Source organism: Roseovarius sp. A-2 (assembly GCF_002072155.1).
Classification (GTDB): Bacteria; Pseudomonadota; Alphaproteobacteria; order Rhodobacterales; family Rhodobacteraceae; genus Roseovarius.
Genome location: NZ_BDIY01000002.1, coordinates 238,610 through 253,517, shown reverse-complemented (window position 1 = coordinate 253,517; position 14,908 = coordinate 238,610). Strand labels below are relative to the sequence as shown.

The 14,908-nt window shown below is 64.9% G+C and carries 13 protein-coding genes and 2 pseudogenes; 3 read left to right on the top strand and 12 right to left on the bottom strand.

What is annotated here, in order from left to right; genetic code table 11:
• A pseudogene (gluQRS, locus tag BHD06_RS04560) lies at positions 1-762 on the top strand (tRNA glutamyl-Q(34) synthetase GluQRS); the annotation flags it as partial.
• Here gluQRS and BHD06_RS24705 read toward each other — a convergent pair.
• Positions 739-846 (bottom strand): annotated as a pseudogene (locus BHD06_RS24705) (hypothetical protein); the annotation flags it as partial. The pseudogenes gluQRS and BHD06_RS24705 overlap by 24 nt on opposite strands.
• A gap of 70 nt (positions 847-916) precedes the next feature.
• Entirely contained in the window at positions 917-1,285 is a 369-nt protein-coding gene (gene hisI, locus BHD06_RS04555; protein ID WP_080455802.1) for a phosphoribosyl-AMP cyclohydrolase, read from the bottom strand.
• 67 nt (positions 1,286-1,352) lie between these two features.
• On the opposite strand from hisI, the gene BHD06_RS04550 reads away from it, so the two are divergent.
• Together BHD06_RS04550 and BHD06_RS04545 are read left to right on the top strand one after the other, a co-directional pair.
• Positions 1,353-1,808 (top strand): iron-sulfur cluster assembly scaffold protein, encoded by a 456-nt coding sequence (locus tag BHD06_RS04550; RefSeq protein WP_080455801.1) that lies wholly within the window; start codon positions 1,353-1,355, stop codon positions 1,806-1,808.
• A gap of 568 nt (positions 1,809-2,376) precedes the next feature.
• Positions 2,377-3,510 carry a carboxylate-amine ligase gene (locus BHD06_RS04545; protein ID WP_080455959.1) on the top strand — a complete coding sequence of 378 codons (1,134 nt, stop codon included), beginning with the start codon at positions 2,377-2,379 and terminating at the stop codon, positions 3,508-3,510.
• A 17-nt stretch (positions 3,511-3,527) separates the two neighbouring features.
• Here BHD06_RS04545 and folD read toward each other — a convergent pair whose 3' ends face one another.
• The 10 genes from folD to BHD06_RS04495 form a co-directional block, all read right to left on the bottom strand.
• On the bottom strand, positions 3,528-4,418 hold the full coding sequence (gene folD, locus BHD06_RS04540) for a bifunctional methylenetetrahydrofolate dehydrogenase/methenyltetrahydrofolate cyclohydrolase FolD (protein WP_080455800.1): 891 nt from the start codon (positions 4,416-4,418) through the stop codon (positions 3,528-3,530).
• A 68-nt stretch (positions 4,419-4,486) separates the two neighbouring features.
• Positions 4,487-6,163 carry a formate--tetrahydrofolate ligase gene (locus BHD06_RS04535; protein ID WP_080455799.1) on the bottom strand — a complete coding sequence of 559 codons (1,677 nt, stop codon included), beginning with the start codon at positions 6,161-6,163 and terminating at the stop codon, positions 4,487-4,489.
• A 155-nt stretch (positions 6,164-6,318) separates the two neighbouring features.
• The gene (locus BHD06_RS04530; protein ID WP_080455798.1) at positions 6,319-6,924 is read right to left on the bottom strand and encodes an MOSC domain-containing protein; all 606 of its coding nucleotides are present in this window, start codon (positions 6,922-6,924) and stop codon (positions 6,319-6,321) included.
• Between the two features lie 53 nt (positions 6,925-6,977).
• Positions 6,978-7,697, bottom strand: coding sequence for a methyltransferase domain-containing protein (locus tag BHD06_RS04525; RefSeq protein ID WP_376764840.1), 720 nt, complete (start codon positions 7,695-7,697; stop codon positions 6,978-6,980).
• Between the two features lie 62 nt (positions 7,698-7,759).
• Entirely contained in the window at positions 7,760-9,682 is a 1,923-nt protein-coding gene (ftsH, locus tag BHD06_RS04520; protein ID WP_080455796.1) for an ATP-dependent zinc metalloprotease FtsH, read from the bottom strand.
• A gap of 77 nt (positions 9,683-9,759) precedes the next feature.
• The gene (tilS, locus tag BHD06_RS04515; RefSeq protein WP_139784631.1) at positions 9,760-11,013 is read right to left on the bottom strand and encodes a tRNA lysidine(34) synthetase TilS; all 1,254 of its coding nucleotides are present in this window, start codon (positions 11,011-11,013) and stop codon (positions 9,760-9,762) included.
• Complete coding sequence (gene ybgF / locus BHD06_RS04510; RefSeq protein ID WP_080455795.1) at positions 11,010-11,843, bottom strand: tol-pal system protein YbgF; 834 nt, start codon at positions 11,841-11,843, stop codon at positions 11,010-11,012. Before ybgF ends, tilS begins: the two co-directional genes overlap by 4 nt.
• Positions 11,844-11,863: 20 nt before the next feature.
• A complete protein-coding gene (pal, locus tag BHD06_RS04505) occupies positions 11,864-12,373 on the bottom strand; it encodes a peptidoglycan-associated lipoprotein Pal (RefSeq protein ID WP_080455794.1) in 510 nt (169 codons plus the stop codon).
• Positions 12,374-12,450: 77 nt separating this feature from the next.
• Positions 12,451-13,764 carry a Tol-Pal system beta propeller repeat protein TolB gene (gene tolB / locus BHD06_RS04500; RefSeq protein ID WP_376764838.1) on the bottom strand — a complete coding sequence of 438 codons (1,314 nt, stop codon included), beginning with the start codon at positions 13,762-13,764 and terminating at the stop codon, positions 12,451-12,453.
• An 8-nt stretch (positions 13,765-13,772) separates the two neighbouring features.
• Entirely contained in the window at positions 13,773-14,903 is a 1,131-nt protein-coding gene (locus BHD06_RS04495; RefSeq protein ID WP_080455792.1) for an energy transducer TonB, read from the bottom strand.
• Positions 14,904-14,908: the final 5 nt, after the last annotated feature.

The following is a 14,908-nucleotide window of genomic DNA, read 5'->3' as shown; positions in this document are numbered from 1 at the left end:
ATGTTCATAACGCGCTTTGCCCCTTCACCTACCGGCCCGCTCCATCTGGGGCACGCCTTCTCGGCGATGCTGGCGCATGACATGGCGCGAGCGGCGAACGGCACCTTCCTTTTGCGCATCGACGATCTGGACCAAAGCCGTAGCCGCCCAGAGTGGGAAGCGCAGATTTTCGATGACCTGACGTGGCTCGGCCTCAGCTGGCCTGCCCCGGTCCTGCGTCAATCCACCCGACTTTCACACTATCGGGATGCCCTGAAAACACTTTGGAATCAGGGATTTCTCTACCCATGTTCCTGCAGTCGCAGCGATATCCGCGCCGCCGCCGCCGCCCCGCAGGAAGGTGCGCCGCTCAATGGCCCCGACGGGGTAATCTACCCCGGCACCTGCCGCCCCGACACCCCGCCCAAGGGCGCGATGCCGCAAGACACCGCCCTGCGCCTTGACATAAGCCGCGCCTGCAAAACACTCTCCAGCCCTCTGACATACAAAGAAAAAGACGACATCATCACGCCCCGCAACCTGCCCGCCACCGTGGGCGACGTGGTGCTTGCCCGTCGCGATATGGGGGCCTCCTATCACCTCTCAGTGGTACTCGACGATGCCGACCAGCAGACCACCCATGTGATCCGTGGTCAGGATTTGCGCGACGCCACACAGATCCACGTCCTGCTGCAACGTCTGCTTGGTCTGCCCACCCCCGCCTATCACCACCACCGGCTGATCCGCGACGACCACGACAAGCGCCTCGCCAAACGCGACGACGCCCGCGCTATCGCCACTTATCGCGCCGAGGGGGCCAGCCCGCAAGACATCCGCAAAATCGTCGGGCTTTAGAGTATGTCGCATGCTCGACAAGCTCAAAACCGGTTCCCACTCTTGAGCAACATGCTTTAGCGTTTCATCGTTCTAGAAATACTCAATCCGACGCCGCCATCGGTGCCATGATCTCAATCTCCGCGCCCTCGCGCACCGCCCGGTAAAAGCATGACCGCCGGTTGGTGTGACAGGCGGGCCCGGTCTGGCGGATCAGCAAGAGCAGGCAATCGCTGTCGCAATCTATGCGCATCTCGACCAGTTCCTGCACATGGCCCGAGGTTTCCCCCTTTATCCAGAAGGACTGTCGCGAGCGGCTCCAATAGGTCACACGCCCCGTTTCCAGCGTGCGCGCGACGGCCTCGGCATTCATCCAGGCCATCATCAGCACCTCGCCGGTTTCCGCCTCCTGCGCGATTGCCGGGATCAGCCCGTTGGCATCATACTTTAGTCGATTCGGATCGAAGTCCATGACGGATTTCCTTTTGCATCTGGCGCGTGCGGGCCTATTTAGGGGGGACGACACGAAAGGGAAAGCCATGTCCGGCGAGACCGACCTGATCAAGCTCTATTCCGCGCGCATCCTCGAGCTCGCGGCTGACATCCCGCATCACGGGCGGCTCGACGCGCCGCAGGCCAGCGTCAAGCGCCGCGCGCCGCTCTGCGGCTCGACGGTGACGGTGGATATCGCCTGCAACGAGGGCCGGATTTGTGACTATGCCGCCGAGGTCAAGGCCTGCGCGCTCGGTCAGGCAGCGGCCAGCGTGGTGGGTGCCAATATCATCGGCTGCGATCTGTCGCAGGTCCGCGCGGCGCGCGACGCACTCAAGGAGATGCTCAAATCCGACGGCCCGACGCCACCCGCGCCGTTCGACGGGCTCGAGGTGCTGCGCCCGGCGCGCGACTACAAGAACCGTCACGCCTCGATCCTGCTCACGCTCGAGGCACTGGTCGAGGCCATGGAAGAGGTGCAGGCGCAAACCTCCTGTGCCTGACATGTGGCAGCCCCGTCGCGCCAAAGATAAGGGTTGTGAGGGCCGGCTCCCTATCCATCGCGACAAAACGCCCTGCCTTGCGTCCAGGGCTCGCAAGGACAGCGCGCATGGCACGCCAGAAACTTGACCAGAACAGCCCCTGATTGGACGTTTCGATCAATGCTTTCTCATCCACATGATCCGCGATTTCTTCGTAATCCTGGTGGCGGTAAAGGTGCTGGAATTCACTCTCAAGGCCGCGCCGGTCTATTACAAATTCCGCATCTCGGCGCCAGAGCGAAAAGGCGGGAGGCGGCCGAGGGCGTTGCTCAACAATGAGCGCTCGATCATGCGCAACGAGGGCGGGCCGGTGGCTGGAGTGCTCTGCCATGCTCAGCGCCATGGCCGAGATGATCCGGCTGGAGGAGCGCATGGAAGGCATCGTCGAGATGGGCAGCGTGCTGGTGCAGCGCATACGCCCGGTGGACAGCGTCGAGTAGCAGGCCCCGCCCCCGTTTTCCTTGCCCGCGCGCGGAAAACCGTGCTGAAGTACCTCGACGGCACCGATCACGGCGGGGGAGCGACGCGCATGGCTTATATCAGCCCGGAATTCACCATCGGAGTAGAGGAGGAGTACCTTCTCGTTGATCTCGACAGCCTGGCGCTCAGCCCGGCACCGGAGGCTCTGATGCGCGCCTGTGCACAGGACTTGCAGGATCAGGTCAGTCCGGAATTCCTCAATTGCCAGATCGAGATCGGCACCCGTGTCTGCCGCAACATCAGTGAGGCGCGCGAGGACCTCAAACGCCTGCGCAGCACCGTCGCGAAACATGCCAAGGCGCATAATCTCGCCCCCATCGCCGCCTCGTGCCACCCGTTTTCCGACTGGCGCAGCCAGACCCATACCGACAAGCAACGCTATAACGACTTGCAGCACGATCTGGCGGGCGTTGTGCGACGGATGCTGATCTGCGGCATGCATGTGCATGTCGGGATCGAGCCGCCCGACCGGCGCATCGACCTGATGAACCAGCTGAGCTATTTCCTGCCGCATCTGCTGGCGCTCAGTTGCTCCTCGCCGTTCTGGCAGGGGCAGGATACCGGGCTCAGTTGCTATCGGCTGACGGTGTTCGACAACCTGCCGCGCACCGGCCCGCCGCCCCGGATGGAGAGCTTTGGCGAGTTCGACCGCTCGGTTCAGGCGCTGGTCGATCTGGGCGTGATCGAGGATGCCAGCAAGATCTGGTGGGATCTGCGCCCCTCGTCGCGCTTTCCGACACTGGAATCGCGGATCTGCGACGTGCAGCCCCGGCTCGAGGATGCGCTGACGCTGGCCGCGCTGACGCAATCGCTGGCGCGGATGCTCTGGCGGCTGGCGATCCATAATCAGCGCTGGCGCATCTATGACGGCTTTCTGGTCTCGGAAAATCGCTGGCGCGCGCAGCGTTACGGCACCACCGAGGGGCTGATTGATTTTGGCCGCAACGAGATTGTCGAGATGGGTGTGCTGGTCGAGGAAATTCTCGAATTGATCGCCGAGGACGCGCAATTCTTCGACGCGGTGGCCGAGGCCGGGAACGCGCGCGACATGCTCGCGCGCGGCACCAGTTCAGAGCGGCAGCGCGCGGTATTCATCGCCGCGCGCGACACCGGGCAGACCGAGGCCGAGGCGCTTCAATCGGTGGTGCGCCACCTGATCGCGGAATATCACGCCGATCTATAGCCCCCGGCGCGCCGCGATCAGGCCGTCAGCCCCTCGGGTTCCGCCAGCCCGTTGGCCCGGCAGCAGGCGGTCACCGTGTTGGCCAGCAAACAGGCGATGGTCATCGGGCCCACCCCCCCCGGCACCGGCGTCACGGCCCCGGCAACCGCGTGCACCGATGGGAAATCCACGTCGCCGACCAGCTTGGTCTTGCCGTCCCGCTCGATCCGGTTGATGCCCACGTCGATCACCGTCGCCCCCGGCTTGATCCAGTCACCCGGCACCATTTCGGGACGTCCCACGGCGGCCACAACGATATCGGCCCGGCGGACCACCTCGGGCAGGTCCTTGGTGCGGCTATGCGCGATCGTCACGGTGCAGCTGTCACCCAGCAAAAGCTGCGCCATCGGCTTGCCCACGATGTTCGACCGACCCAGCACCACGGCATCCATCCCGCTGAGATTGCCCAGCTTGTCGCGCAGCATCATCAGACAGCCGAGCGGCGTACAGGGCACCATGCTCTTTTGCCCGGTCCCGAGCAGGCCGACATTGGAGATATGAAAGCCGTCGACGTCCTTGGCCGGGTCGATGCTGTTGATGACCAGATCGGAATCGAGATGATCCGGCAGGGGCAACTGCACAAGGATGCCATGCACGGCGGGGTCATTATTGAGCTGCTCGATCAGCGCCAGCAGATCCGCCTCCGAGGTTTCAGGGTCCAGCTTGTGCTCGTAGGAGTTCATCCCCACTTCGACCGTCTGCTTGCCCTTTGAGCGCACGTAGACCTGGCTCGCCGGGTCCTCGCCCACCAGCACCACCGCAAGGCCGGGCGTGATCCCGTGCTCGTCCTTGAGCCGCGCCACGTGGCCCGTCACCTTGTCGCGGATCGTGGCCGCGAAAGCCTTGCCGTCGATGATGTCTGCCGTCATGTCTTTCCCCTTCTTTGCAACGGATTGGCCCGTCCGGCACGAGACCGGGCGGGCCACCACGTCCTGGCTCAGAACAGCCCTTCGATCTGACCCTCGTCATTGAGCCGGATCGACTCGGCCGCCGGTTTCGAGGGCAGGCCCGGCATGGTCATGATCTCACCACAGACCACAACGATAAAGCCCGCACCGGCCGAAATCCGCACTTCGCGCACCGGCACCGAATGGCCTGTCGGCGCACCGCGACGGCTGGGGTCGGTGGTAAAGCTGTACTGCGTCTTGGCCATGCAGACCGGCAGATGGCCATAGCCCTGCTCTTCCCAATCCTTCAATTGGTTACGGATCTTCTGATCGGCCAGCACCTCGTCGGCGCGGTAGATGCGCTTGGCGATGGTCTCGATCTTTTCCATCAGCGGCATCTCGTCGGGATAGAGCGGGGCGAAATCGCCGGTGCCGGCCTCTGCCATCTCGACCACCTTCTTGGCCAGCGGCTCGGAGCCTTCCGAGCCCAGCTCCCAATGCCGCGACAGCACCGCCTCAGCCCCGTGGCTGGCGACATACTCCTTGACGGCAGCCACCTCGGCATCGGTATCGGTGACGAAATGGTTGATCGCCACGACCACCGGCACGCCGAACGATTTGACGTTCTCGATATGCCGCCCGAGGTTCGGACAGCCCGCCTTGACGGCCTCGACATTCTCGGCCCCCAGATCGACCTTGGCCACGCCACCGTTCATTTTCATCGCGCGCACGGTCGCGACCAGCACGACGCAATCGGGCGCGAGCCCCGCCTTGCGGCACTTGATGTTCATGAATTTCTCGGCCCCGAGATCTGCCCCGAACCCGGCTTCCGTCACCACGTAGTCGCTCAGCTTGAGCGCGGTGGTGGTAGCGATGACCGAGTTGCAGCCGTGCGCGATATTCGCAAACGGTCCGCCATGCACGAAGGCGGGGTTGTTCTCCAGCGTCTGCACGAGGTTGGGCTGCATCGCGTCCTTGAGCAGAACGGTCATCGCGCCTTCGGCCTTGATATCACGGCAGAAAACCGGCGTCTTGTCGCGGCGATAGGCGACGATCATCGCGCCGAGACGCTCTTCGAGATCCTTGAGATCGCGCGCCAGACACAAGATCGCCATGACCTCCGAGGCCACGGTGATGTCGAACCCGCCCTCGCGCGGAAAGCCGTTTGCGACGCCGCCGAGGCTCACGTTGACGTGACGCAGCGCGCGGTCATTCATGTCCACGACCCGCCGCCACTGCACCCGGCGCACGTCGATATCAAGCTCGTTGCCCCAGTAGATATGGTTGTCGATCATCGCCGACAGCAGGCTGTGCGCACTGGTGATGGCGTGAAAATCGCCGGTGAAATGCAGGTTCATGTCCTCCATCGGGACAACCTGCGCATGGCCACCACCCGCGGCCCCGCCCTTCATGCCGAAATTCGGCCCAAGGCTCGCCTCTCGGATGCAAACGGTGGCTTTCTTGCCGATGCGGTTCAGGCCGTCGCCCAGACCCACGGTGGTGGTGGTCTTGCCTTCGCCCGCAGGCGTCGGGTTGATCGCGGTCACGAGGATCAGCTTGCCGGTCTTGTTGCCCTGAACCGAGTTGATGAACTCCTGGCTCACCTTGGCCTTGTCATGGCCATAGGGCAGCAGGTGATCGCTGGAAATCCCCAGCTTTTCACCGATCTCCTGAATGGGGCGCTTCTGCGCCTCGCGTGCGATCTCGATATCAGATTTGTAGCTCATGATCGGTCCTTTTGCGTTGCCCGGAGGCAAGGGGTGGGTCTGATCCGGCTATAGCCAGTTTGCGGCATCCCGCAGCATGTGAATCCGACACATCCCGCCCCGCTTGCGGCGGCCTGTCGCGGCATGGTTTCTGATCGGAAACCACAGGTGCGGGATCAAAGCATCTCGCCGCGCACCCGCGCCAGCTCGCCCCAGGCGGGCTGATCGGGAATGTGCAGGCGCAGCGTCTCACCCAGCCGCAACACGCCCTCACGCTCGACCCAGGCGGTCACGCCGCGCCGACCGTTTGCTGCCGCCTTGAACCGCCCGCCAACCCCAGGCAAATGTGCGTCGATCACCTTGGCGGGCAGGTGACAGGGGCGGTTTTCCATATCCACCACCAGCGTCACCCCGTCCGGCCCCTGCAACCGCGACGCGGGCGGAAGGTGGGTGAAATCCGGAATGCCATCGACCACCAGAGAGGCCCCGACCCAGGCCGGATCAAGCCGGTCCACGCCCATTTTCCTTGCTATTGCATCAAGATCTTCGACCGAGAGCACGGAAAACTGCCGCACGTTGCGGATCTCCGTCCCCTTGGGATGCTGCGCCACGACCCGGCTGCACGACGGGCGCGTCAGACCTGCATGCTCTTCACCCGCGATCCCGGCAAAGCTGACGGAAATCTCGCTCAATGGCTCCGCCGCAAGGCTTGCCGCCCGATCCGCGACTCGCCCAATCCACGTGATCCGCCCCGCATACAGCGTAGGTTTCAAAGCCGGCATGCCTGCCCCCGATTCATCTTGCCAGAAATATCCATGCAACGGCGGCCACAGGCTCAGACCGTGAGGGTAAAGAACATCCGCCGGAACGGGAACAGCACCGTGCCATCGGCGCGCACCGGATAGGCGGTGTGCATCACCTCCTCGTAGCGGCGGATGATGTCAGCCTTTTCCTCGGGCTCCAGCATCGCCAGCACCGGGCGCGCATAGGTGCTCTCGGTATAGCGGCGCACCGGGTGGCTGCCCGGCTCTGCGGTCAGGCGCTGGTAGTAATCGGTTTCCCACAGGCGGAACTGCCCCAATGGGGCAAGCAATTCCTCGTATTTCACCGGGGCCATGACACCGGGCGTGCCCATCTTCTCGACCCGCCCGGGGTAAAATTCCTCGGCCAGCGTCAGCCAGACGCGATGCGACGGCGCCTTGTTCTGATGCGGCATCTGCACGGCCAGCGTGCCGCCCTTGCTCAGCATCGCGGCAAGCCGGGGCATCAGCGTCTCGTGGTTGCCCACCCAATGCAGAGCAGCGTTGGAATAGATCAGGCCAGGGGCATGACGCGGGTGCCAGTCGGCGATATCTGCCTGTTGCAGGGCATCATAAGCGCCACTGGCGCGGGTCTTCTCCAGCATCGCGGGGCTGGCATCGACACCGGTCAGGCGCCGCCCCGCACTGCGCGCGCGCAGTGCCTCGGCCATCGTGCCGTTGCCGCAGCCCATATCAACCACATCCCCGGCCCCCATCTGCCCGACCGCATTCAGCAGGTCGAGAGCGGGGCGCAAACGCTGATCCCGGAACCTTGCATAGGCCCCGGGATTCCAGTCTGCTTTTGCGAGCGTCGCGCTCACGTCGAGGGCTCGGGCTCCAGCCCGCCCTCGCCCGAACCGGGCGAGGATTTGGGCTTGGTCTTGGGAATGGCGGTGACCGACGGTTTTGCCGCCTCTGCGGCCCCTCTGTCGCCGTCGCCCGGCTCGGGCGGCTCGCCCCGAATGACGCGGCTGATCTCTTCGCCGGTCAGGGTCTCGTATTCCAGAAGGCCCTGTGCCAGCCGCTCCCACTCGTCGTGCCGGTCTTCGAGGATCTTCTTGGCCTCCTGATAGGCCTCGTCGATCATGCGCTTGACCTCGTCCTCGATCAACTCCTTGGTATGGGCGGAAATCGAAAAGCCACCGGCCCCGTTGCCCATGTAGCCCTCATGCGCCTGCTCGTAATCGACGTTACCCACCTTGTCGGACATGCCCCAACGCATCACCATCGCGCGGGCAAGCCCACTGGCCTGTTGGATGTCACCCGCCGGGCCGTTCGAGACGTTCTCCTCGCCGTATTTGAGGATTTCCGCCGCCTTCCCGGCCATGGTCATGGTCAGCTTCTGCTCGCATTCGGACTTGTGCCAGTTCAACCGGTCGATTTCTGGAAGGCTGACCACCATGCCGAGCGCACCGCCACGCGGGATGATCGTGGCCTTGTAGACCGGATCGCATTTCGGCAGGGCAAGACCCACCACCGCGTGCCCGGCCTCGTGATAGGCGGTCTTTTCCTTCTGGTCGTCGGTCAGCACCATCGAGCGACGCTCGGCCCCCATCATCACCTTGTCCTTGGCGTTCTCGAAATCGACCATGGTCAAAAAGCGTCGGCCCACCCGGGCGGCCATCAGCGCCGCCTCGTTCACCAGGTTGGCAAGATCGGCCCCCGAGAACCCTGGCGTGCCGCGCGCGATCAGGCGCAGGTCCACATCGGGCCCCAGCGGTGTCTTGCGGGCATGCACGCCCAGAATCTTCTCGCGGCCCTTGATGTCGGGGTTGGGCACAGTGACCTGACGATCAAAGCGGCCCGGGCGCAGCAGCGCCGGATCGAGCACGTCCTTGCGGTTCGTCGCGGCGATGATGATCACACCTTCGTTGCTCTCGAACCCGTCCATCTCTACCAGCAACTGGTTGAGCGTCTGCTCGCGCTCATCATTGCCGCCGCCATAACCCGCGCCACGATGACGGCCCACGGCGTCGATCTCGTCGATGAAAACGATACATGGCGCGTTCTTCTTGGCCTGCTCGAACATGTCGCGCACACGGGAGGCACCCACACCGACGAACATCTCGACGAAGTCGGAGCCCGAGATGGTGAAGAACGGCACGCCCGCCTCGCCCGCGATGGCGCGCGCGAGCAGCGTCTTACCGGTGCCGGGAGGACCAACAAGCAACGCACCCTTGGGGATCTGCCCGCCCAGGCGGCTGAACTTCTGCGGGTTGCGCAGGAATTCGACGATTTCTTCCAGCTCTTCCTTGGCCTCGTCGATGCCCGCCACGTCGTCGAATGTCACGCGGCCATGTTTCTCGGTCAGCATCTTGGCCTTGGACTTGCCAAAGCCCATGGCCCCGCCCTTGCCGCCACCCTGCATGCGGTTCATGAAATAGATCCACACCCCGATCAGCAGCAGGAAGGGCAGGAGCGACACGAGGAAGGTCTGGAAACCGGATTGCTCCTGGCTCTCGGCCTTGACCGGCACGCCCTGGTCGATCAGCTGCTGCGTGATCTCGGCATCCTGCGGCTTGATCGTGGTATAATCCTGCCCGTCGGCCCCGCGATAGCGCACGGTCTCGCCATCCAGCGTGACCTGGCTCACCGCGCCGTCATCGACTGCCGCCACAAACTCGGAATAGGCGACAGAGCGGCTTTGCAGCGTGTTGCCCGAGCCACTGAACAGGTTGAACAGCGCAAGGATCAACAGGAACAGGACCAGCCAGAAGGCGATGTTTCTTGCGTTGCCCAAGAGTTTTCTCCCAAATTTCGGTTCCCCGCTCATAGCACGGGGTGCACCGTTCTTAAATAGACATCACACCCCTATGTTCAATGGGATAATAACGTGTCGAAGTAGAACGCACCGTCGCGGACAAGCCTTGTGTCATAGCCGTTCGGCCATCCCGCAAGCGGCGCGGACAGCAATTCCTCACCGCGCCATAGCGCCGGGCTCGCCATCGCCGCGCCATGCGGCAGCCCGCCCTCGCGCCAATCGGGACAGGCGCGCAGGCCTCCGGGGCCAAGTGCGGCAACCTCCGCCCCTGGCACCGTCGGCCCGTCAATGCACCAGCGCCCGTCCCAGATCTGCCCTTGCGGCACGCGCTGCTTGGCCACCGCATTATATTCCCGCCCGATGCGCAGTCTCTCGCCATCGCCGTGCAGCAAACAGCCCTGCAAGGTCATCGCCTCTCCGCCCCGCGCCGCCGCCAGAAACTGCGTCATGGCGGGTCCGCGCGGCGGATACTGCGCCCCGTTGATCCAGCGCAGCGCCGTCTGAAGGATGCGTCGCGCCGCCTCGTCCGGCATGTCCCGGAGCGCAGTACGCGCAATCACCACATCGCCCGCCTCGATCCGCACATGATCCTGCGCCAGAGCATGCGCCTGATGATAAAGCGCTGTGCGGGCCCCGAGCATTTTCCGGGCCGTGGCGGCCAGCATTGCCGTATCGATCCCAAGCGGGGCCAGCGCGCCAAGCGTGGCACGGGTCCGCGCGCGTTCATATGCAGTGTCACTGTTGGTCGGGTCCTCTACCCAGGCCACACCGCGCGCGCGCAGCAATTTCCTGAGAGGCTCGCGCCCCAGCCCAAGCAAAGGGCGATGAAAGGTTACACCGGCCTCGTGCCAGAAATCCCGCATCGCTGCCAGCCCATCCACTCCGGCCCCACGCGCAAGGCGCATCAGAAAGGTCTCGGCCAGATCATCCTCGGTATGGCCCACGGCGACATCCGCGATGCCCTGCCCCCGCGCCCAGTTCGCCAGCAACGCATAGCGTGCGCGCCGGGCACGATCCGGCAGGTTTCCGGTCCCGTCATGGCCCCGCCATGTCAATGTGTCGTGAGCGATACCCAGACCGGCACACAGGCGCGCAACGTCCGCCGCCTCCGCCGCCGCCTCGGCCCGCAGCCCGTGATCCACCGTCGCCGCCCGCACATCCGGGCCACCATCCCGTTGCCACTCATGCAGCAGGTATAACAAAGCAAGGGAATCGCTGCCGCCCGACACCGCCACGCCGATCACCCCCGGCACAGGCGGCGTGAAGTGGCGCGTGAGACTGTTACGGATGTCCGATCCGTCCGTCCTCACGAACAGCCGAGCCGGGTCATTTCCGCCTGCGCACCCTCGACTGCCGCGGCGGTCGGATAACGCGCCGCCACCTGTCCAAGCGTCACACAGGCCTCGTCGGTCTGGCCAAGCTGCCCTAGCGAGCGCCCCAGACGAAACAGAGCCTCGGGGGCGTCCTCACCGTCGGGGGCCGCGCTGAACGTCTCCAGATAGGCGCGCGCGGCATCGCTCTTGCGGCCCGCGCCGTCGAGGGCCTCACCGCGCAGCAACCCGGCCCGCCCGCTCAGCGGACTACCGGGATAGGCCTGTCGAAACGCCGCGAACTGCTCCGCTGCCGCCGCAAAGTCACCAGCTTCAAGCGCCGCTCGCGCGCGCTCGAAATCGTCGCGCTCACCCACGGCAAGCTGCGGTCCGTCACCGCTGCCCTCGTCAGGCGCGGCCACCGCACCGCCGCCGGTTGTCACCGGCTCTACCCCACCCAGCGTGCTGCCGGGCTCAAGATTGGCAATGTCGCAATCAGGCTCCAACTCGCACAGCCGGAATTCCAGATCGCCGACGCGGTTGGTGCCATCACTCACCACGCGGTCGATGCGAAACTCAAGCTCTTCGGTTTTGGCGGTCAGGCGCTGCACCTCGCCCTCGATTGCATTCACCCGGTCAAGGGTCGAACCACCGCCCGAAAGCTGGCTCGCCCCACCGGTGGTGCTCAGCTCGCGCCGCAGCTTCTTGAGTTCGACAAAAAGCACCGACAGTTCCTGACGGATATCGGCCAGGGTTTCGGTGCCCTGTGCCCCAGCCCCGATCGGGGCAAGGGTCAACGTGGCGGCAAGTGTGACAGCGAGATAGCGCATAGGGCCCCCAAATCGTCGGATCAGCTACCCAGACCGGCGGTAAGCACCGTCACCGAGCGGCGGTTCTTCGCGTAACAGCTTTCCTCGCTGCAAATCTCGATCGGGCGCTCCTTGCCATAGCTCACCACCTTCAGACGGTTCGGCGCAACGCCCCGGCTGACCAGGTATTCCTGAACCGAATTGGCGCGGCGCGCGCCAAGTGCGAGGTTGTATTCGCGGGTGCCCTGCTCATCGGCATGGCCTTCGATCGTCGCGATGTAATCGGAATTGGTCATCAACCAGTTCGCCTGCCCGTCCAGCGTTACCTGTGCCGCGTTGCTCAGGGTGGATTGATCGACGGCGAAGAGAACCCGGTCGCCGATCGCCTGTTGAAAATAAGCCGGCGATGTCGGGTCCTGCGCCGAACCCGCCAGGCCCGCGCCGACGCCATCAAGACCGGCCGAATTCTGGTCTTCAAACCGGTCGGGATTGGTACAGGCGGCCAGCGCCAGCCCCGCACACAGGATCAGTGTCTTGCTCAGATAGGTCATTCTTGCCCCATTCGTTTCATGGCCTCGGGTCCTGTTTACCACAGCCCGCGCCCCAAGGAAACGCAGGCCGTGCGTCGTCAGTTCTGAAGCGGCCCCCAGGATGGATCGCTCGCGCCGCCGCTGGTCTGCACCTGCTTGAGATTGCGCCCGGAGATGTCCACCGAATAAAGCCGCGCCTGCCCCTGTGCGCCCTGTGTCTCACGGGTGAACATGATCACCCGGCCATTGGGGGCCCATGTCGGCCCCTCGTCGAGAAACGAGGCGGTCAGCAGCCGCTCTTCGCTGCCATCGGTGCGCATCACGCCGATGTGAAAGCGGCCCTTGGATTGCTTGGTGAAAGCGATCAGATCGCCGCGCGGCGACCACACGGGCGTTCCATAGCGGCCCTGCCCGAAACTGATGCGCTGCGCATCGCCGCCGCCTGCGGACATGATATAAAGCTGCGGCGTGCCCGAGCGGTCGCTCTCGAACACGATCTGGCGGCCATCCGGGCTATAGCTGGGGGCGGTCTCGATCGAGGGTGCATTGGTCAGCCGCGTGCTCGCCCCGCTGGAGACATCCATGCGGTAGAGATCGGTATTACCGCCCTGCGTCAGCGAATAGACCACCGTGCGCCCATCCGGCGCGAAACGCGGCGCGAAACTCATCGTGCCATCAATCGTCGGCAGCACACGGCGGCCCACGCTGGCCACGTCCAGCACGTAGATGCGCGGAAAGCCGGTTTCGTAGCTGGTATAAAGCACCCGGTCACCCGAGGGCGAAAAGCGCGGTGCCAGCACAAGGCTGGAACTGTCGGTGAGATACTGCACATTGGCGCCGTCATAATCCATGATCGCCAGCCGCTTGGCGCGCTGATCCTTGGGGCCGCTTTCAGCGACATAGACCACCCGGCTGTCGAAATACCCGCCCTCGCCGGTGATCCGGGAATAGACCTGATCGGCCACCTTATGCGCGATCCGCCGCCAGCCGTCCCGCGTGCCCACGAATTGCAGCCCGTTGCCCAGTTCCTGGCCGGCAAACACATCGTAGATGCGGAATTTGACCACGAGACGCCCCGACCCGTCGACGCTCACCGCGCCGGTGATCAGCGCCTGCGCCTTGACCGCGCGCCAGTCGGCATATTGCACCGGGCTTTCAAAGCTGGTGATCCGGCTGATATGCGCCTGCGCCGGGATTTCCCGGAAAAGCCCGGTGCCGGTCAGGTCCGAGGCAACGACGCGTGCCAGATTGCGCCCCATCTCGGCGGCCTCGGCGCTCTCTCCCACGAAATCGGGCGCCGCATAGGGCATCGGCTCGATCACACCCTCGGTGATCTCGATCCGAAGCGGGCCGCTATCCTGCGCAATCGCGGGCAGCGCCCAAAGCATCAGCGCCGCAAGGAGGCTCATCATATACCGTATCATTTGATCCTCATATTCTCCGGATTGAATGTCATTTCGATGTCACGCCATTGCGCGTATTTCTCGACCGGCAGGTCGAACCCGCCATTGCCACAGCGGATAATCGCCCGCCGGGCGGCCTCGAACGCCTGTTTCGCCGCCGCATCGCCGCCACCCGAGGCGCTGATCATGCGGATGGTGCCAATCTCGGGCTTGCCAGTCTCGGCCATTTGCACCCCCACCACAACCGTGGTGCGTAGCGCCTCGGAACTCAGGCTGCCGACGTTCCAGCAGCGCTGCACGGCCACCCTCAGCGCGTCCTTCTCGCCCCCGGTCAGGGGCGGGCCACTCGGGGCTTCGGTGCCTTGCTGCCCCTGGCCCAAGGCCGCCGCGAGCGCGTCGTTGACGGCACTTTGATCGGTGGCGGGTGTTTCGGGCTGCGGTGTCGCCTCGGGCTGCGGTGTGTCCTCCGGGGCAGCCTCTGCCGTAGCCTCCGGGCGCGCGGGGCGCGAGCGCGGACGCACCGAGGCCGTGGGCGCAGCCTGCGCTGGCTCCTCCGCCTCGGTCACGATCTCGGTCGCAGCCTCTTCCGGCGCGGTCGCCTCCGACGGCTCTTCCGCGCTCTTCGCCCCCTCGTCGGGCGTCACCTCGGGGCTTGTCACGTCATCGACGCGCACATCCGGCTCGGGACGGGCCACCGCTTCGGGGGCGACGCGCGGCGCGGGGCGCGCCTGCGGGCGGGGCGAAATCTCGGGCACCATGACGGCCATATCCTCCTGCGGCACCTCCATGACTGGCGGTGCATCCTCGACCTCGGCGGGCGCGGGCGGCGTAATCTGGGACACATCGGGCGCGGGATCGGGCGGCGAGACCTCGCTGACATCGGGCTGCGCCGCCTCGGGCGGCGTATCGGCTTCAGAGCTCAGGCTCGGGGCCGCCTCGCCGGGTGCCGGCGGCTCGGGCGTGTCGACATCGGCCACCGCATCGGGCGCGCTCTGGCGGTCCATGATAGCCGCGAACTCCTCTTCGGAAATGGCCGTCGCCTGCACCACCTCAAAGGGCGGCGGCGCGGATTGGAACACACCCCCGATGAGGGCCCATCCGATCAATGTCAGATGACCCGCCCCCGATATGATCTGCCCGGTATTCACACCAG

Bases quoted from the DNA above. Each gene is read 5' to 3' on its own strand.
- ybgF (WP_080455795.1), bottom strand. From the start codon at position 11,843: ATGCGCTATCTCGCTGTCACACTTGCCGCCACGTTGACCCTTGCCCCG.
- BHD06_RS04530 (WP_080455798.1), bottom strand. From the start codon at position 6,924: ATGCCGGCTTTGAAACCTACGCTGTATGCGGGGCGGATCACGTGGATT.
- hisI (WP_080455802.1), bottom strand. From the start codon at position 1,285: ATGGACTTCGATCCGAATCGACTAAAGTATGATGCCAACGGGCTGATC.
- BHD06_RS04535 (WP_080455799.1), bottom strand. From the start codon at position 6,163: ATGAGCTACAAATCTGATATCGAGATCGCACGCGAGGCGCAGAAGCGC.
- pal (WP_080455794.1), bottom strand. From the start codon at position 12,373: ATGACCTATCTGAGCAAGACACTGATCCTGTGTGCGGGGCTGGCGCTG.
- BHD06_RS04545 (WP_080455959.1), top strand. From the start codon at position 2,377: ATGGCTTATATCAGCCCGGAATTCACCATCGGAGTAGAGGAGGAGTAC.
- tolB (WP_376764838.1), bottom strand. From the start codon at position 13,764: ATGATGAGCCTCCTTGCGGCGCTGATGCTTTGGGCGCTGCCCGCGATT.
- folD (WP_080455800.1), bottom strand. From the start codon at position 4,418: ATGACGGCAGACATCATCGACGGCAAGGCTTTCGCGGCCACGATCCGC.
- BHD06_RS04550 (WP_080455801.1), top strand. From the start codon at position 1,353: ATGTCCGGCGAGACCGACCTGATCAAGCTCTATTCCGCGCGCATCCTC.